The sequence below is a fragment of the Streptomyces pinistramenti genome (genome assembly GCF_020564935.1).
Classification (GTDB): Bacteria; Actinomycetota; Actinomycetes; order Streptomycetales; family Streptomycetaceae; genus Streptomyces; species Streptomyces pinistramenti.
In genome coordinates this window covers 20,317-37,984 of record NZ_JAJCXB010000010.1, presented here as the reverse complement: position 1 = coordinate 37,984, position 17,668 = coordinate 20,317, and the positions used below count along the sequence as shown (strand labels likewise).

12 protein-coding genes and 3 pseudogenes are annotated in these 17,668 nt (G+C 69.4%); 8 read left to right on the top strand and 7 right to left on the bottom strand.

Annotation, left to right across the window (positions count from 1 at the left end; genetic code table 11):
• Positions 1-31: 31 nt before the first annotated feature.
• Positions 32-2,005: a collagenase gene (locus LIU39_RS09890; RefSeq protein WP_227046250.1), complete on the bottom strand. Its 1,974-nt coding sequence runs from the start codon at positions 2,003-2,005 to the stop codon at positions 32-34.
• 423 nt (positions 2,006-2,428) lie between these two features.
• Here LIU39_RS09890 and LIU39_RS09885 point away from each other — a divergent pair, with 423 nt between their 5' ends.
• The 5 genes and pseudogenes from LIU39_RS09885 to LIU39_RS09865 all read left to right on the top strand — a co-directional run bounded on the left by LIU39_RS09885 (position 2,429) and on the right by LIU39_RS09865 (position 8,574).
• Positions 2,429-3,820, top strand: a complete 1,392-nt coding sequence (locus LIU39_RS09885; protein ID WP_227046249.1) for an aminopeptidase P family protein — start codon at positions 2,429-2,431, stop codon at positions 3,818-3,820.
• 65 nt (positions 3,821-3,885) lie between these two features.
• A pseudogene (locus LIU39_RS09880) lies at positions 3,886-4,062 on the top strand (FAD-dependent oxidoreductase); the annotation flags it as partial.
• A gap of 101 nt (positions 4,063-4,163) precedes the next feature.
• Positions 4,164-4,520: an aldehyde dehydrogenase family protein gene (locus LIU39_RS09875; RefSeq protein WP_372463835.1), complete on the top strand. Its 357-nt coding sequence runs from the start codon at positions 4,164-4,166 to the stop codon at positions 4,518-4,520.
• Positions 4,521-4,569: 49 nt separating this feature from the next.
• Positions 4,570-5,292: a GntR family transcriptional regulator gene (locus tag LIU39_RS09870; protein WP_227046248.1), complete on the top strand. Its 723-nt coding sequence runs from the start codon at positions 4,570-4,572 to the stop codon at positions 5,290-5,292.
• Between the two features lie 288 nt (positions 5,293-5,580).
• Entirely contained in the window at positions 5,581-8,574 is a 2,994-nt protein-coding gene (locus LIU39_RS09865) for an AfsR/SARP family transcriptional regulator (RefSeq protein WP_308409358.1), read from the top strand.
• Between the two features lie 78 nt (positions 8,575-8,652).
• On the opposite strand, the gene LIU39_RS09860 is transcribed toward LIU39_RS09865, so the two are convergent.
• Complete coding sequence (locus LIU39_RS09860; RefSeq protein WP_227046246.1) at positions 8,653-9,447, bottom strand: cutinase family protein; 795 nt, start codon at positions 9,445-9,447, stop codon at positions 8,653-8,655.
• A gap of 544 nt (positions 9,448-9,991) precedes the next feature.
• Positions 9,992-10,186 (bottom strand): annotated as a pseudogene (locus LIU39_RS09855) (IS701 family transposase); the annotation flags it as partial.
• Positions 10,187-10,194: 8 nt separating this feature from the next.
• On the opposite strand from LIU39_RS09855, the gene LIU39_RS09850 reads away from it, so the two are divergent.
• A complete protein-coding gene (locus LIU39_RS09850) occupies positions 10,195-10,893 on the top strand; it encodes a hypothetical protein (protein WP_308409361.1) in 699 nt (232 codons plus the stop codon).
• A gap of 276 nt (positions 10,894-11,169) precedes the next feature.
• Here LIU39_RS09850 and LIU39_RS09845 read toward each other — a convergent pair whose 3' ends face one another.
• Positions 11,170-12,189, bottom strand: coding sequence for a S66 peptidase family protein (locus LIU39_RS09845; RefSeq protein WP_227046245.1), 1,020 nt, complete (start codon positions 12,187-12,189; stop codon positions 11,170-11,172).
• 130 nt (positions 12,190-12,319) lie between these two features.
• Between LIU39_RS09845 and LIU39_RS09840 the strand changes: the two are divergent.
• A pseudogene (locus LIU39_RS09840) lies at positions 12,320-12,554 on the top strand (hypothetical protein); the annotation flags it as partial.
• Between the two features lie 374 nt (positions 12,555-12,928).
• On the opposite strand, the gene LIU39_RS09835 reads toward LIU39_RS09840, so the two are convergent.
• From LIU39_RS09835 to LIU39_RS09825, 3 genes are read right to left on the bottom strand one after another with little or no spacing between them, the layout of a single operon-like run.
• Positions 12,929-13,960 (bottom strand): ABC transporter substrate-binding protein, encoded by a 1,032-nt coding sequence (locus LIU39_RS09835; protein WP_227046244.1) that lies wholly within the window; start codon positions 13,958-13,960, stop codon positions 12,929-12,931.
• Between the two features lie 36 nt (positions 13,961-13,996).
• Positions 13,997-14,872 carry an ABC transporter permease gene (locus tag LIU39_RS09830; RefSeq protein ID WP_227046243.1) on the bottom strand — a complete coding sequence of 292 codons (876 nt, stop codon included), beginning with the start codon at positions 14,870-14,872 and terminating at the stop codon, positions 13,997-13,999.
• The gene (locus tag LIU39_RS09825; RefSeq protein WP_227046242.1) at positions 14,862-15,677 is read right to left on the bottom strand and encodes an ABC transporter ATP-binding protein; all 816 of its coding nucleotides are present in this window, start codon (positions 15,675-15,677) and stop codon (positions 14,862-14,864) included. The genes LIU39_RS09830 and LIU39_RS09825 overlap by 11 nt, the downstream gene beginning before the upstream one ends.
• A 227-nt stretch (positions 15,678-15,904) precedes the next feature.
• Here LIU39_RS09825 and LIU39_RS09820 point away from each other — a divergent pair, with 227 nt between their 5' ends.
• On the top strand, positions 15,905-17,614 hold the full coding sequence (locus LIU39_RS09820; RefSeq protein ID WP_227046241.1) for a sensor histidine kinase: 1,710 nt from the start codon (positions 15,905-15,907) through the stop codon (positions 17,612-17,614).
• Positions 17,615-17,668 lie beyond the last annotated feature (54 nt).

The window sequence follows — 17,668 nt, the reverse complement described above, 5'->3', positions numbered from 1 at the left end:
GCTCAGTTCTTGCCGGTGGCCGAGGCCCCGGTCACCGGCTGCTCCGGGCCGGCAGTTGGCCGCAGTCGCCACCGGCGCACTTGCTCAGCCAGTCGGCGAAGTCGGCGTCGTACTTGGTGCCGATGGTGTCGCGGAGCAGGGTGTGGGCCGCGTCGTACTCGCCTGCGCGGTAGTCGCCGAGCAGGGTGGCCACGTCTTCGGGGTGTGACTGGAGCATGTACCGGACGCCCAGGTAGCCCCACTGGTAGATGCGGGTGGTGTCGGCGTTGTCGTAGGTGGTCTCGAAGAGCTGGCTCAGCCGATAAGTGCCCTTGCCCGCCTCCTCGATCGCCCTGTCGTAGGTGACCCCGCGGTACGAGTAGGAGACGTACTCGGCGAAACCCTCGATCCACATCACGGTCGGAGTGGTCTGCCCGGCTGCGAAGTCGCCGTACATGTCGAAGCGGCCGTCGAGGTAGTGGGTGTACTCGTGGTTGAGGTTCCAGATCTGGAAGGCGCCGTCCTGGTCCGGTTGCTCGTAGGCGATGAAGCGCGGCTGGTTGCCCTCGGCGGCCGGGTCGCCCTCCAGGTACATACCGCCGTTGTTGGTGTCGATACCGAAGACGATACCGGCGTAAGTCTGGTAGTCGGTGCTGGAGTTGAAGGCGACGATTTCGATGTTGGTGTTGTTGTCGTCCTTGACCGGGCCGTTGTCCTTGACGATGCCGTGGAAGACGGTGTCCTGCTTGAGGATGCTGTCGCAGGTGGCCGAGAGCTCGGCCGCGGTCAGCTCCTGCGCGAGGATCTTCGCGCTCGGACCGCAGGTGTGCTTGACCGTCAGCACGGCGTCGCGCACGCGGTTCTGCAGGTCACAGGTGTCGTAATCGGCGCAGTTCCCCTTGTCGAACGCGTCCGTCATCTCGGCGAGGCCGACCCAGAGCGGGGCGGTGCGCCCGGTGATCTCGCTGCGGCCGAGCAGTTCCTTGACCAGCGGCCTGACAGTGTCCTTGAGGCCGGCGTGCTGCAGAAAGCGGCCGAGTTCGCGTCCGGCGTTGCTGGCCAGGTAGGACTTGTCGGTGCCGAGCAGATCATCGTGGGCAACGGCGAAGTCCCGCAGTCCGGTGAGGACGCTCGGGTCAGCCTTCACGGCTTCCGTGAACTCCGGCAGCTGGTGGCCGCGGAACAGCACGGTGTAGGTGTTGTTGACCGCCGCGAGCATCCCGTAGAACTGGTCGTACGACGAGTTGTAGTCCTTCTGCAGACGCTTGACCACGTCGAGGTAGCGGGCGTTCTCTTCGGAGCTGTCGATCAAAGTGACCGTCTCGGCCAGGGTTTCTCCGTTGGCCTCGGTGACGTCGAAGGCGTGGGACGATCCGAAGAAGCCGTCCAGGGCGCCCTCGATGGCGCTCTTCAGTGTCGGGCCGTATGCGCCGACGTTCTCCGGCTGGTAGTACTGGATGTAGTAGCCGGCGCGCAGGTACAGCACCTCTTGGGCTGCGGAAGTGCTGTTGTCCCCCGGGTAGTTGGTCGCGGCATCCTTGAGTGCGTTCGCCACCGTGACCATCTGTTCCTCGCGGAAGAGGGCCTTGGAGTCCTCACCGGCCACGCTGAACAGCGTGTTGATGCAGGCGGTTTCCGACTGCTTGATCTGCTCGACCAGGGCAGCGCCGGTCTTCGAGGTGAAGTCGCTGACGTTGCAGTCCGCCGCGGCCTTCGACGCGGAGCGGGCCCGCTTGCGCTCTGCGGCGTTCTGGGCCGCGGGGAGCGGAGGACGTTGCGCGGAGTTCGCGGCCTTCGTGCCCGATCGCGCGGGGGTGGCGGCGTGTCCGGGTGCGAGATCGGCGGCGAGCACGGTGGCGGAGGCGGGCTGTGGGCCGAAGGCCGACCTCGGTGCGGGCTTGGACGCCGCGGCGCCGACCGGTGCCGCACCGCTTGTGGGGGCGAGCGTGGTGAGCCCCAGGCAGGCGGCGGCCACGGTAGGTATCAGCAGTTGGGCGAGTCTCTTGCAGGTGGGGGGTCTACGCATAGCGATGGCCTCCAGGCCGGTCGGCAGCCGTGCGCGGAGCACGGCGGTGGGGGATACGGACCGTGATGGCGCGGAAGTTGCGCACTCTCGGAGCTGTCATGCTCGCGGAAAGCGTGACCGTACAATTTCACAGTTCACATGGCAGTAAAAGAGGGTGGCAAGCAACGGAGGGAGCTGATGGTGCGTCAGGACGGGAGGTATTTCCTTGGGGGGAGCGGCAGTTGGGGTCATCGGACCGGAGGCCGACCGACGGCGCCTGGGTGCCGCCGTCCGCTGGATCGTGGACTACCACGGGCCGGTCGCCTGTCTTCGTCGGCTCGGATGTACCGGGCGGGAGAGTGGCCGGTAGCATAACAATGTGAAATTGCACTGAAGAGGTGTCGGTGACTCCGTCACCCACCCGAGCCCGAGGGGGCCACTGCCATGGACGACTCCATCGCCACCAGAAACACCGCAATGTCCGGAATCCGTACGGCGAGTCATGACCTACCGGTCTCGGCGGAACTCGCCGCGTTCCTGTCCGGCCACTGGGCCGCGACGCCGCCGCCCGGTGACATCCGGAACCCCGTCGCCGAGCTGACCTCCGCCCGCCGTGCGCGCCTCTCCGCCCGCTTCCCGGGCGAGCGGCTGATCATCCCCGCGGGCGAGCTCAAGGTCCGCTCCAACGACTGCGACCACCGCTTCCGGCCGCACAGTGCCTACGCGTGGCTGACCGGACTGACCGGCGAGGACCAGGCCGGCCATCTGCTGGTCCTGGAGCCGGACGGGCCGCGGGGGCACGAGCCGGTGCTGTACGTGCGCCCCCGCTCACCGCGCGACGACGGAGACGAGTTCTATCGGGACCGCCGCTACGGGGAGTTCTGGGTCGGGTGCCGCCCCGACCTCGCCGAGGCCGAGCGGATGACCGGCATCCGGTGCGTGCACCTGGACTCGTACCGCGCGGTGCCGCCGGGGCGCGACGCCTCGTCCGACCCCGAACTCGCCTCCGCACTGAGCGAGTTGAGGCTGATCAAGGACGCCTGGGAAGTCGCGCAGCTGCAATTGGCCGTCGACCACACCACGTCGGGCTTCGAGGACGTGGTGCGGGCACTACCGCGGGCCCTCGCCCATCCGCGCGGCGAGCGCTGGATCGAGGGGATCTTCAATCTGCGTGCCCGCGCCGAGGGCAACGGCACCGGCTACGAGACGATCGCCGCCTCCGGCGCCCACGCATGCGTGCTCCACTGGATTCGCAACGACGGCCCCCTGGACCCCGGCCAGCTGCTGCTGCTCGACGCGGGGGTGGAGACCGACACGCTCTACACGGCGGACATCACCCGCACGCTGCCGCTCTCCGGCCGCTTCTCGCCCGTCCAGCGGGAAGTGTACGAACTCGTCCTCGCCGCACAGGAAGCGGGCATCGCCGCGCTGAAGCCCGGCGCCCGCTTCCGTGACTTCCACCAGGCGGGCATGCGGGTGATCGCTGAAGGGCTCGCCGACTGGGGCGTACTGAAGAGCGCCGACGGCGACCTCCACCGCCGCTACACCCTCTGCAGCAGTGGGCACATGCTCGGCCTGGACGTCCATGACTGTGCCCAGGCGCGCGCGACGGCGTATCTCGACGGGGTGCTGGAAGAGGGGCAGGTGCTCACCGTCGAGCCCGGTCTCTACCTCCAGCCCGACGACGAGACGCTCCCCGCCGAGCTGCGCGGCATCGGCGTGCGCATCGAGGACGACCTGATCATCACGGCGGAAGGCGCACGGACGCTGTCGGGTGCGCTGCCGCGTACACCCGACGCGGTCGAGCAGTGGATGGGAGAACTCCTCGGCAGTTGAGGCGTGTTGACGGCAATTGACCGCGACACCTTGGCCCGGACAGTGCAGAGTGAAGTATCCCCGTTGTGCTCGCGAGGAACTCCGCAGACGTCATCGTCGTCGGGGCGGGTGTGATCGGTGTGGCCTGCGCCTACCACGCCGCCCGGTCCGGCCTCCGCGTCACCGTGCTCGGCCGCGGCCCTGTGGCGGGCGGTACGACGGGGGTCGGCGAGGGCAACCTCCTGGTCTCCGAACCGCTGCCGCGCGTCGTGCGCCGCAAGGTGTAGGCGGCCGACCATGACGCCGATGCGGCCGGCGGACCAGGCCACCGCGCGCTTCCCGGTCCTGGCCGGGGGGCCGGGCGATGCGTACGTACGTCGGCTGCCGCCCGGATCTGCCGGATCACTTGCCCGCCATCGGTCCCCTCGCGGCCCTGCTGCCCGCCACCGACCTGGCCCACGCGGTGCGGATCACCAACTCCGTGCCGTACAGCCCGGTCGCCTCGGTCCACACCGCCGGACTCGACGCGGCGCTGTGCGGACTCGACCGGATCGACACCGGAATGAGCCGGATCAACGCACCGTCCACCGGCGTCGACTTCCACCTGCCGTTCGGTGGCGACAAGGTCTCCCGTCACGGTCCGCGCGAACAGGGCCGGGTGGCGCCGGAGTTCTCCACCGCAGGCCGGACCCACCCCCTGTCACCCACTGGAGCAACGTGACATTGTACGGTGATGGTTCCAGGCCAGACCGAAGGGATCACGAACCGCTATGGGGCACCTGCAGCACCGCGACCTCAACGTCGGCCGGGAGCGGCTGCGCGACCAGGTGAGCAACGCCCTGCGGGCCGCCCTGATCTCCGGCGAACTGCGTCCGGGTGTGGTGTATTCAGCGCCCACGCTCGCCGAGGACTTCGGCATCTCCGCCACCCCTGTACGCGAGGCGATGCTCGACCTGGTCCGCGAGGGCCTGGTCGAGCCCGTCCGGAACAAGGGCTTCAGGGTCACCGAGGTCAGCGAGCGCGATCTCGATCAGTACGCCGAGGTCCGCGCGCTGATCGAGATTCCCATGGTCGGCCGGGTCACCCGCAGTGCCGGGCGCGAGGAGCTGGAGTCGCTGCGCCCGGTCGCCGAGGAGATCGTGCGGGCGGCGCGTGACCACGACCTCATCGGCTATCTGGAGGCCGACCGGCAGTTCCATCTCTCGCTCCTCGCGCTCTGCGGCAATGGCCGCCTCGTCGAGACCGTCGGCGACCTGCGCAAGCGTTCCCGCCTGTACGGGCTCACCGCCCTGGACGAGCGGGGTGAGCTGATCCCCTCGGCCGAGGAACACCTGGAGCTGCTTGAGCTGATGCTCGCGGGTGACGCGAAGATGGCCGAGAAGTGCATGGCCAAGCACCTGGGCCATGTCCGCTCCCTGTGGGCCGGCGGTGGCAGCGCCTCCTCGGCCGGAACCAAGGGAACGGCGCGGCGTACCGGGAAACGGTCCGCCTGAAGCGCCGAGGCACTCGGGGACTGAGGCGCCGAGGCGGAACGGGCTCCGTAACGCGGCTCTGTGCCGACGTGAGAGCTCTTGTCCCAAGCGAGCACATCCTCGCCGAGGACACCGACCTGACCATGGCGCTTGCGCCGAAAGCGGGCGCATTCGCAAAGCCGGAACCAGTGTCTACATCGCCACGAAATGCCCACCAACTCATGTGCCCGGGGCCCGAGAACGTCAACTACCCGGCCTTGTACCAAGGGTTCCCTGATGCGGCACCAGAAGTCCCTATAAGCTCCCCGTGTGCCGTTGACGTGCGAGTTATCCACGGATGCAAACCAACAACTCCGATTCGCTGTGCTCGGTCCGATCCAAGCCTGGCGCGGCGACGCGCATCTGGAGCTCGGGCCGGTTCGTGAACAGGCTTTGCTGGCGGCTTTGTTGCTGAGACCGGACAGGGCGGTCACCCGGCAGCAGCTACTCGACGGGGTGTGGGGTTCGGAGCCTCCCGGGACGGGGGCCAGGGTGATCCCGGTCTATGTGCACCGACTGCGCAGACGTCTGGATGCTCGCGGAAAAGGCTCAGCGGATTCCGTGATCGTCACCGTCAGCGGCGGCTACCGCTTCGTCCCACGGAACGCATGTGTGGACGTGGCGCGATGGGAGGAGAACGCCGCTGAAGGGCGTTCGGCGAGGGATTCCGGAGACCTGGACGCAGCCGTGGAGGCATGGTCCAAGGCACTGGGGCTGTTTCGCAGCGAACCTTTGGCCGGAATCCCCGGGCCCTTCGCGGAGGGAGAGCGATTGCGGCTGACGGAGCATCGGCTCGCGTTGGTGCAGGACAAGGTGGACTGCCAGCTCCGGTTGGGACGGCATGCCGAGGCCGTGGGCGAACTGTTCTCCCTGACGGCGACCCACCCCTACAACGAGGCGCTGGCCGCCCTGCTCATGCGTGCCCTCCGTGCCGGCGACCGGCAGGCCGACGCGCTGGACGTCTACGCCGCGGTGCGCCGCCGGCTGGTGAGTGAGCAAGGGGTGGAGCCCGGCGCCGAGCTGCGACGAGCGCACGAGGCAGTCCTCCGTGGCGATGACACGTCCGTCCTCGGCACCGCCGTACGGCGGGACCTGGCGAGGGAACAGCTGCCCAAACAGCCGGCCGCCCCGCACCATCCGGGTCCTGCTCGCCCCGAGCGTCGAGTACGCCATGAACTACCCGTCGAGATCGGTAACTTCACGGGCCGGGACCAGGAGGTCGAACGCCTCGTCGCGCCTGCCGATCCCCAAGTGGTCACCGTCCGTGCGGTGGACGGCATGGCTGGGGTCGGGAAGACCGCATTGGTGGTGCGCGCGGCGCGAGCACTGCGGGACCAGTACCCCGATGGCTGCCTGTTCGTGGAGTTGCACGGGCACCGCGAGGACCGTGAGACGGCGGGGCAGCAACGAGTACTGCGCCGGTTGCTGCGGACGGTGGGAGCCGGTGAAGGGGAGGACTGCGAGGATCTGGACGAGTTGGCCGCATCATGGTGGGCGGCGACCGCTCCACTCCGGCTGCTCCTCGTACTCGACGACGCCTCCTGCGCCGAGCAGGTGCGACCGCTGCTGCCCGCCGGTTCCGGCAGCATGGTGATAGTGACGAGCCGTCAGCGTCTGATGGGGCTGGACGCGGACCGTAGGGTCTCGCTGTCCCCTCTCGACATCGACGAGGCGGCGGGGCTGCTGGCCCGCATCGTGGGTGGTGAGGGGTTCGACCGCGAGCGTGTGGCCCTGCGCGAGCTGGCCGGATTGTGCGGTCGACTCCCGCTCGCGTTGCGCATCGTCGGGGCGCGGATGCAGAACCGGCCGTTGTGGGCGGTGGAGGCCCTCGCAGCGCGGCTGACCGACGACGAGCGCCGACTCGACGAGCTGGCCGTGGAGGACCGCAGCGTCGAAGCCGCTTTCCGGATCTCCTACGCTCACCTTCCGGCCGCCGAGCAGCGTGCCTTCCGCGCCCTGGGCCTGTCGCCCACCGTGCATCTCGACCGGCTGGCGCTGGCCGCCCTGCTCGACTGGACGCCTTCCGACGCCGAGCACGCCCTGGAACGCCTGGCCGACGCGAGTCTGGTGCAGCAGGTGGCCGCCGACCGTTACCGGTTGCACGACCTGGTGGCGGTCTACGCCCGTCGCGTCGCCGCCGCGTTTCCCGACGAGGTCGCGGCAGCCCGGAGCGGTGTGTTCCGGCTGTACGTGGCCGCCGCCCGCTGCGCCGCCGACTGGGGCGCCTCTTCCTTCCTGACCGGCCCGCAGGGTACCGGGCCCTTCGCGGACTGGGAGGAGGCGACGACCTGGCTGGACGCGGCGGGCAGTGAGCTGGTCGACGTGATCGGCCAGGCGGTGGCCGTGGGCCGTCTGGACGACGCCTGTTGGATCGCCGAGGGCCTGGTCGACTACCTCACCCGACAGGGCAGGTTCCACGAGTGCCGCACGGCGCTGGACATGCTGCTGCCGCTGGTCGGGCAGGCCGCCGACCGGCGGATGGTCTCCGCACTGCGCACGGGCCTGGGCATCATGTACGGCCTGCAGGGCCGTTACCAGCAGGCCCGCACCTGGTTCACGGAAGCGCTGGACGTCAGTCGCCGGGCCGGTGACCTGCATGAGCAGGCCAGAGCCGCGGCTGGTCTCGGGACATTCGCCAATCTGGAGGGGCGGATAGCCGAGTCCATGACTCATTTCGCCGAAGTCGCCGGCCTGGCCGGAAAGTTGGAACACGACGACTGGCTCACGGGCTCGGTCATGACCCGGGTCGGCGATATGCACCACCAGCTCGGAGAGTACGACAAGGCGTACGACCGCTACACGGAGGCGATCACCCTCGCCGAGAAGACCGGCAGCCCCAGGCTCCACGGCAAGACTCTGCTCCGCCTCGGGAGTCTCCAGCTCGACCTCGGCCGGCCCGCCGACGCCGTCGGCACACTGGGGAAGGCCGAGGACCTGGCCAGGCGTCTCGGGGATGTCCCCTTGTACTCCGCTGTCCTCGGCAGGCTGGCCACAGCCGAACTGAACCTGGGCAACCCGGAGGCGGCTGCCGAACTCCACCGCCGGTCACGCGAGGTGCTGGACGAGCAGACCGGCACCGAGTCGGAGATCGCGATACGCCATCGGCTGCTCTGGCACGGTGCCGCGGCGCAAGACCTCGCCGGAGCACGCGACTTCTTCGAACGGGCCACCGCCCTCCCCGCTGCCGACGCCAACCGCGCCAGAATCTCCCGGGCTTTGGACGATCTCGCCCGGCGACGTCAGCCGAGCGCCGACGACTCCTGACCCCTCGGACGGAGCCGTCCCGGCCGGGACGTGCCCGGCCGGGACGGAGTTCCCCCTGCCCCCGATCCAGCAGGAGCCCTACACGGGGTCTCCGTTGTCATTCACCCACTGGACGCCGTCCTGACCGTCCTGGGTGAGGTTCTTGGGGATGACGAACTCCGGGTACCTCGGGTGCTTGCTGAAGTAGCCGGGCGCGTTCGTGAGGGACCTCAAGTCGCACACCGGGTCACCGACGATGCAGTACCGCCTGACCGGAATGCCGTTGAACTCCGCCGGGCCGGTGCCGGGAGCGGTGGCCACCCCGGGGATGCCAAGACCCTTGGGGAGATGCGCCCCGAAGCCGGTGTCGGGCTGCATCGGGTCGGCATAGAGCATGCCGTTGACCTGGGAGCGCGGAACGCCGGTGCTGCCGCCCGCGATTGCCTGGAGCACCAGGTCCGCGGCCTGAGCGCCCTGGGAGTAGCCGGTGATCGTGATCCGGGCGTCGGGATGAGCCTTGTGGGTGTCCTGTGCCGCCTGCAGCCCCCTCTGGTAGCCCAGTTGCACGCTGGCGTCGTAGGTCGGCGCGGTGAGGGCCTCGGGGTTGACCTTCGAGGGGGGCTCGATGAGTCCGCCGGTGGGGCCGATGAGCGGACCGGCGGTGGCCGGGTAGCACACCTTGATCGCGGAGGCGCCGAGGCCGAGGGCGTCGTTCGCGGGGGTGTAGGAACGCGTGGTGGTGGGGCAGCCGTCCTGGTTGTCCGTGGGGCCCGTGCCGCCGATCTCGATGTAGTAGTGCTCCGCGTCGGCCGCGTGCGCGGCGGCGGGGAACGCGACGGCGGTGCCGGCGGTCAGCACCACTGTCATGGCCGCGGTGCGAAGAGCCCGTGTCATCCTGCTCGTTTTCGACATTTCCTGATCTCCCCCTGGGGTGATGGACGTGCCTTGCAATGAACGCACCAGACGCTAGGCAGGGCTGTTCACATCGCGATGACATTTCGATGACTGCGCTGGTGGCACGGCTGTTGTGCACCGCAGCAGGTCCAGGCCGGATGCTGATCCAAGCCCTCCGATCCACGTGCAGGCAGGACGTGGTCAGGATTTCCTCCGTGCTCGGCTGTCGCGGGGTGGCAGGCGTCTCGTGCAGAACGCGAGGGGCTTGCTGCCAACCGAGGCGGGGAAGGCTTCGTGGATGTCGTCGCGGATCTCCCCACAGATCCGCAGGCGGCGGTACCGGCGCAGCGGGGCGAACGCGAGCCCTCCGACCCGGCGTTGGGTACCGAGTCCGGAGCTGTGCCCGGCGCCCCGTCGGTGATCACCGGCTTCACGCGAGGGCCCGGACGAGGCGGCAGCAATGACAACTCGTCCTGCTGCTGCACGATTTCCGCGGGTGGCGGCCACGTTGAACAGACGCACACCGTTGTGTGCGCAGTCCGGCGGTGCCGGTGATACGGATCAACTCGTCCAGGGTGGTGCCGGCCGGGCAGTAGGCGATGTAGTAGGAGATCTCCTCGGGCCGGCGGACACTGCGACGGGCAACAACCCAGTGGCGGCGGTCTTCGCGATGCCGGGGGCGGACTTCGACACGGGCCCAGTCGAACACCCGCAGCCCATGGGCGCCGTTCCCGCACGAGCTCCAGCATCACTGGCCGCACCGCCCGTCGCCGTACCCTGCGTATCGCCGCCGCGGCGCTGACCGCAGTTGCCGGCCTCACCTTGACCGCCTGCTCCGGCTCGGACGCCGACGCGAAGTCCGCGGGCCACACGGGCACGAGTTCTGCCGCCGCCAATTCCACCGCCTCGGGCTGGTCCGGAGTGCAGAGCACCGATGACAAGGCGAGCCCCGATGCCAAGGGCGACACCAAGGCGGGCGCTGCGGGCGAGCGGCCGGGCAGCGCGCACGCCGGTGGCAGGGCGGCGTCCCCGGTCCGTACCGAGCGTCTGGCGGACGGCATCAGCAAGGCCGAGATCTATGACCTCGGCGGTCAGCGCTACCGTGCCAAGATCGTCGGCAACGGTTCGGTCCTGGCCACGATGGAGACGACCGGCGAGGACGCCGACGCCGGGCTCGACGCCAACGACATGTTCATCGTGCTCACGATGGGTGGCGAGGTCCATTCCTGGATGGGCGGTGGGCACCAGGGGCCGGGCACCTTCAAGCTCGCGGGCGGTTGGAAGGCCAAGGTCACGAAGGTCGGCGAGCTGCGGTACCGCGCGCAGATCATCGGTTTCGAGGGTGTGGCCGCCACTTTGGAGACGAAGGGGCACGACGTCGGGGTCGACGCCAACGGTGTGTACATCGTGCTCAGCGACGGCGGTGTGATCAGCGCCCACAAGTGAAGACCCGCCCGGCTGCGGCGGTGGAGCGACCCCGGTGGGGCGGCTCCACCGCCGCAGTGACGGAAGCGTTCGAGTGGCACCAGGAGCCGCCCGCCAGGCCCTTTCCTCGGTCGCTGACGGTCCGTCCGGCGCCCCAACAGCGACCACCCCGCGAAGGGCGCTGTATGGCGCCGTGAGCACAGTTCCACACCCGGCCGGACGACCCAAGGGCCGGTCACCAAGGCTGAGTCGGCCCCGGGGTGCTGCCGAGGCCGTCGGCTCACTGATCGGCGTTGCTCAGCCGGCCGGTCCCGTCACCATGTGCGGCCGTACCGCCGGTTCGAGCAGCGACAATGTCCGCTGCTGCGCATCCAGGCCGACGTGGATGCCGACCGGCATCGGCAGGTTGGGGCCGGCGTGTCCGAACTCGACGTTGCCCAGGACCGGGATATCACGGTCGCCGAGGACGTCGAGGACTATCTCGGGGAGGGTCGGGGACGCGTCGGGCGCGAGTCCGCCGATCTCGCGCGGAATGCCCACGACCATGCCGGAGATCCGATCGAGGATGCCGCAGTGCCGCAGTACCTGCAGATAGCTCCACACATGCGATGCGTGGCCGCCCATCTCATCCCAGAACAGCACCGCGCCGTCGAACCGTTCGAGCGGCAGCGCGAAGCGCGTCGCCTGCGCCAGCACGATGCGATTGAGCACCCCGCCGATCAGCCGGCCTTCGGCACGACCGGCACGCCAGCACTCCCACGACGGGCCGGCAGGCAGCGCACCGATCGCCTCCGCACCGGTCAGCAGCGTCGAGTAGAGCTTCTCAAGTTCCGCTCTACGAGCTATGGGCGCAGCCTGCCACGCCTCGCCGAGCCCAGGCGTGGCCAAGTCGGCATGGAACCCGACCAGACCCGTGCGCGCGTGGAGCACCAGATGCAGCAGCGAGATGTCGCTGTAGCCGAGGATCGGCTTGGGATCGGCAGTGATCGCCTCAACGTCGATCAGGTCGAGGTAACCGAGCACCGTCTGGCCGCCATCATGCGCGATGATCGCGCGGACCTCAGGATCACGCAGCAGAGCATTGAACTCCTCGGCGATCTCCGCCGGCGGAGCAGCGCTCCACCAATGGTGCCGCCCCGCTTCGAGTAGCGGCGACCGGCGCACGCGGAATCCCATCCGCTCAAGCACGGCCACCGACCGCTTGAGTCCGGGCACCTGATCGGTATCGAGCGGCCCGGACAGCGAGGCGATGACGACGAGATCACCGGGCGTCAGGGCGCGAGGCCGAAGCGGTTGAGGCAGTGCAGCACGAGTCACCGACGCAGTATCCCGACACCCGCGACAACACGCTACGCATTTACCGATCGACCGCCCGGCAGGCCTTGCCCGCATACTCAGGCCGGCCTCAATACGTGAGCCGACCCGGGGAAATGACACTGCCACGGCGATCACCGCGGCAGTGCGTCACGACAGGGCGAAGCCTGATGTGGCGCTGGCGAGCGAGTACAGCACCGGGCCGGTCCATGGCGGCCGGATCGATTCGCTCGGTCTCGATGAGAACGGTGCGCCGGTCGTCGTCGAGTACAAGCGAGGTACGGATGCCGGCGTCATCAACCAGGGGCTGTTCTCTCTCCTGGCTGATGGACCACCGCGCGGGGTTCGAGCACCTGGTCCGCTACCGCTCCTAAGGGGCCCAACAGAATGCTCGCTTCCGTCTCCTTGCGAAGAGCCTCCCTGCCTCCGAAGAAGCCAGGGGCCATGCCTCTGATCAGCGGTCTGCCGATGCCTCCGGGGCTGGTGACACCCCCAGGCGGTGCGTTCAACAGAGGGGGAGCAGTCATGCCGGCCCCGGAGGCGGGGCGCCCCATCGGTGGGGCCGCCAAGAAGGTTGGGGGTAGCGTCGCGCCTCGGCAGCTGCCCGCAACACCGCTGGGCTTCCTGTTCGGTGGCATCGCCGTCTCCGTACGACCGGCCAGGCCCCTGCGGCCGTCTCCGAGCCCAGCACCTCTCTCGTCCAACCCCCTTTACGGCATCAGGGATGTCGCAGCGCCCGTCGTCATTTCTTGACGAATTCGGTGGTGTAGGTCTTCTTCAGGTCGATCGTGGCGTTCTTGAGGTTGGGGTTGAAGGACTTCAGGACGCGCTCGACCGTCGAGGGGCCGTCGGCGGGCATCACGCCGTCCTTGGTGAACATCGGGAGGGTGTCCTTGATGGCCTTGGCGTAGAGCTCCTTGCCGCCCTGCGCGTAGTCGGCGGGCATCTTCGCGGCGATCTCCTCGGGCGTGTGGGCGGACATCCACTTGAGCGTCCTGACGAAGGCGTTGGCGAGCTTCTGGACGGTGTCCTTGTGGCTGTTCACCCAGTCCGTGTTCATGTAGAGGCTGGAGGAGGGGTAGAGGCCGCCGAGTGCCTGCTTGGAGCCCTCGGGGGTGCGCATGTCGACGAGTACCTTGCCGAGGTTCTTGTCGATGACCTGGGCCACAGTCGGATCGGTGGTCATTCCGCCCTGGATGGAGCCCTGTTGGAGGGCGGAGAGGAAGGTCTGCCCGGCGCCGACCGCGACCGAGTGGAACTCCTCCGTCTTGACGCCGTTCTTGACCGCCAGGTACTTGGTGAGGAAGTCGGTGGACGAGCCGAGGCCGGTGACGCCGAGCGTCTTGCCCTTGAAGTCCTTGGGGGATGTGATGTCGCCGGCGGCCTTGTGGGAGACCACCTCGACCTCGCCGGGGGTCCGCGCCAGTTGGACCACCGATTCGACCTGCTTGTTCTTCGCCTGGAGGTCGAGGGTGTGGTCGTAGAAGCCGACGACGCCCTGGACGTCACCGGAGAGCAGGGAGGTGGTGGCCTGGACGCCGGCCGGTTCGGTGAGCAGGGTGACGTCCAGGCCCTCGGCCTCGAAGTAGCCGAGCTGCTGGGTGAGTCGGGCGGGGAGGTAGATGACCTTGTCGAGGCCGCCCACCATGATCTTGAGCTTGCCGTCCTTGCCGTCCGCGGACGCCCCCGAGGAGGAGCCGCCGCAGGCGGTCAGGCCGGTGAGGGCGAGCGCCGCGGCGGCCACGGCGGCGGAGATCTTGAGCTGGGTACGCATGGTCACGTCCTTGTGAGGGGCGGAGGGGAAGGGGGCTCAGCGGGCTTCGCCGGGGTCGGCCGGCTTCCAGCGGAAGAGCCGCTTTTCGAGGAAGGCCAGCAGCCCTTCGGCGAGCAGGGCGACGACGGCGAGGATGACCATGGCCGCGTAGACGCCGGCAGCGTTGAAGGTGCCCTGGGAAGCGGAGACCAGCAGGCCCAGGCCCTTCGTCGCGCCGATGTACTCGCCGACGATGGCGCCGATCAGGGCGAAGCCGAAGCTGACGTGCAGGCTGGTGAAGATCCAGGAGGTGGCGGAGGGGATGACGACCTGGAGGGTGACCTGGCGGTTGCTGGCGCCGAGGATCCGGGAGTTGGCGACGAGGTTGCGGTCGACCTCGCGGGCGCCCTGGAAGGCGTTGAAGAACACCGGGAAGAAGACCAGGACAACGGCGGAGGCGACCTTCGAGGCCGGTCCGAGGCCGAACCAGATGAGGAAGATGGGGGCCAGGACGATCCGCGGCAAGGCGTTGAGGACCTTGATGTAGGGGCCGAGCACATCGGCCAGGAAGCGGATGCGGCCGAGCGCGATGCCGAGGACGACACCTGCGATGACGCCGATGACCCAGCCGAGCAGCGCCTCGTAGAGCGTGTACCAGATCTGTTCCACGAGGGGGCCCTGCGGGGTGCCGTTGACGGCCCACTGGGTGATCTGGTCCCAGATCTTCGACGGCATCGAGAAGTTGAAGGGGTCGATGACGGCGGCGCGGGCCAGCCCTTCCCAGAGGCCGAGCAGGCCGATGAGGAGCAGTATCCGGGTGCCGTAGACGAGGAGCTTGTGGTTCCGGGCGGCCCGTGCCCTGGCCTGCGTACGGGAGCCGGCGGTGTCGACCTTGGTGGTGGCGGCCGGTGCGATGGCGGTCTCAGGCGGCATGTGCGGCGCCCCTTTCGCGGGTGATGCGGACCTCTTCGCCGAGCGAGGACCAGATCTCCCGGTAGATCTCGATGAACCGCGGCTCCAGCCGCACCGACTCGACCCGGCGGGGGCGCGGCAGGTCGATGGCGAAGACCTCCTTGACGGTCGCCGGGCCGGCGGTCATGACGACGACCTTGTCGGCGAGGGCGATGGACTCTTCGAGGTCGTGGGTGACGAAGACGACGGAGGCGCCGGTTCCGGACCACAGGTCCAGCAGCTCGTCCGACATCAGGGCCCGGGTCTGGACGTCGAGCGCGGAGAACGGCTCGTCCATGAGCAGGATCTCGGGGTCGTTGACGAACGTCGCGGCAAGGGCGACGCGCTTGCGCTGGCCGCCGGAGAGCTGGTGCGGGTAGCGGTCCTCGAAGGCGGTGAGGCCGACCCGGGCGAGCCATTCGCGGGCCCGTTCCCTGGCCTCGGCCTTGGGGACGCCGCGGAAGCGCGGGCCGGCCATCACGTTGGACAGCACGGTGCGCCAGGGGAAGACGGCGTCCTGCTGGAAGACGAAGCCGACCTTGTCGCCGATGCCGCGGACCGGTTCGCCGGCGACCAGGACGTCGCCTTCGGTGGGCTCTTCCAGTCCGCTGACCAGGGTCAGGGTGGTCGACTTACCGCATCCGGTGGGGCCGACCACGGCGACGAACTCGCCGCGGCCGACGGTCAGGTCCAAGTCCCGGACGGCAGTGTGCAGTCCGCCCGATGGGGTGCGGAAGGTCTTGCTCGCTCCCCGTAGCTCGATGGCGGGGCTCGTGTGGCTGTTCATGGAGCGGAAGGCTAGGAGTGACCCGGGCCACAGCGGCAGCCTTGTGGGCGCAAGCTGTCTTTCTGCGCGCAAACCCTGTTGTGCCCATTTTGCTCACGCTGGAACAACAAAAGTTCGACGGGGGCTGGGCAGCCGGGCTGAGGCGGCTTACGTTGCGTTGGTTCGAAACCAACAGGAAGAGTCGGTTCCGCAGGATTGCGCAGGGCCGCCGAGACAAGGGGGACCGGATGCGGCTCCACTGGCCCCGTCGCGTCTTCGCTCAGGTCCTGATCGCGCAGGTGGCGATCACGACGGGGGTGATGGTGCTGGCCACCGGCCTGTTCCTCGCCCCGTTCAGCCATGCGCTGGACGATCAGGCCATGCGCCGGGCGCTGTCCATCGCCCAGACCGCCGCCGCGGACCCGGAGCTGGCCCGCAATCTGGTCGCCTCCGCACCCGCGCCGCGTGGCCCGGTGCAGTCCGCCGCGGAGCGGGTACGCCGGTCCACCGGGGCGCTGTACGTCGTGGTGATGGACACTCACGGCGTGCGCTGGTCGCACACCAACACCGCCGAGATCGGCCATCACGTCTCCACCGACCCCCGCAGGACCCTGGCCGGTCAGGAGGTCCGGCAGATCGACACCGGCACACTGGGCCGCTCGGCCCGCGCGAAGGTGCCGCTGCGCGACCCCGGCGGCGCCATCGTCGGCGCGGTCTCGGTAGGGATCGCCTACGACAGCGTGCACGGGCTGCTGCTGAGCGCCATCCCCGGGCTGCTGCGGTACGCGGGCGCCGCGCTCGCGGTCGGCGTGCTGGCCGCGGTGGGGGTCGCCCGCAGTCTGCGCCGCCGTACGCACGGGGTCGCCACCGCCGACATCTCCGCGCTGCTGGACGAGCGCGAGGCGATGCTGCACGGCATCCGGGAGGGCGTGGTCGCCTTCGACCGGAAGGGCCGAATCCGCCTGGTCAACGACGAGGCCGGGCGACTGCTCGGGCTGGGCGCGGACGCCGCCGGCCGCGCCCTGGACGAGGTGCTGCCGCCGGGCCGCACCACGGACGTCCTGGCGGGACGGGTGGACGGCAGTGATCTGCTGGCCGTCAGCGGCGGGCGCGTGCTGGTCGCCAACCGTGTGGCGACCCGCGACGGCGGGGCCGTGGTGACCCTGCGCGACCGCACCGAACTGGAGCTGCTGGGACGGGAACTCGACAGCACTCAGGGCCTGCTGGACGCCCTGCGGGCCCAGGACCACGAGCACGCCAACCAGTTGCACACGGTCCGCGGGCTGCTCGAACTGGGCCGGTACGACACGGCGGTGGAATTCGTCGCGGAGGTCGCCAGCGCGCACCGGGCGTCCGCGGAGCAGATCGCCGAGCGGGTGCACGACCCGCTGCTGTCCGCGCTGCTGGTCGGCAAGGCGGCCATCGCCGCCGAACGTGGTGTCGCGCTGCGGATCTCCCCGGCGACGCTGCTGCCCGACACGGTGGTCGACCCGCGCGACCTGGTGACCGTCCTGGGCAACCTGATCGACAACGCGCTGGACGCCACCGCGGAACACCGCTGCGCGGAGCCCTTCGTCGAGGCGGAGCTCCGCGCAGAAGGCACCACCGCGGTCGTACGGGTCAGCGACACCGGGCCCGGGGTACCGCCCGAGATGCGCGAGCGGATCTTCGCCGAGGGCTGGTCCACGAAGAGCGTCACCGTTTCCTCCCGGGGCCGCGGCATCGGCCTCGCCCTGGTGCGCCGACTGTCCGAGCGCTACGGCGGGATGGCCCGGGTGACCGCCCGCGCGGGCGGCGGCGCGGTCTTCACCGTCGTGCTGCCCGAAGCGCTTGCGCCCGAGCGGCTCGCTCGGGACCACGCCCCCGTCTCTGCCCTCCCGTCACCCGACCTCGGCCCCCAGAAGACGGCGCTACGCGCCGGCCCTCCCTCCCGCCACCCGACCTCCACCCCCAGATGACAGCGCTACGCGCCGCCCCAGCCATTCGTCAGCTCACGACCACAGGAGAGTCAC

Coding starts and splice junctions, on each gene's coding strand:
- LIU39_RS09820 (WP_227046241.1), top strand. CDS start 15,905: ATGCGGCTCCACTGGCCCCGTCGCGTCTTCGCTCAGGTCCTGATCGCG.
- LIU39_RS09825 (WP_227046242.1), bottom strand. CDS start 15,677: ATGAACAGCCACACGAGCCCCGCCATCGAGCTACGGGGAGCGAGCAAG.
- LIU39_RS09885 (WP_227046249.1), top strand. CDS start 2,429: ATGGACGACTCCATCGCCACCAGAAACACCGCAATGTCCGGAATCCGT.
- LIU39_RS09835 (WP_227046244.1), bottom strand. CDS start 13,960: ATGCGTACCCAGCTCAAGATCTCCGCCGCCGTGGCCGCCGCGGCGCTC.
- LIU39_RS09830 (WP_227046243.1), bottom strand. CDS start 14,872: ATGCCGCCTGAGACCGCCATCGCACCGGCCGCCACCACCAAGGTCGAC.
- LIU39_RS09870 (WP_227046248.1), top strand. CDS start 4,570: ATGGGGCACCTGCAGCACCGCGACCTCAACGTCGGCCGGGAGCGGCTG.
- LIU39_RS09875 (WP_372463835.1), top strand. CDS start 4,164: ATGCGTACGTACGTCGGCTGCCGCCCGGATCTGCCGGATCACTTGCCC.
- LIU39_RS09860 (WP_227046246.1), bottom strand. CDS start 9,447: ATGACACGGGCTCTTCGCACCGCGGCCATGACAGTGGTGCTGACCGCC.
- LIU39_RS09890 (WP_227046250.1), bottom strand. CDS start 2,005: ATGCGTAGACCCCCCACCTGCAAGAGACTCGCCCAACTGCTGATACCT.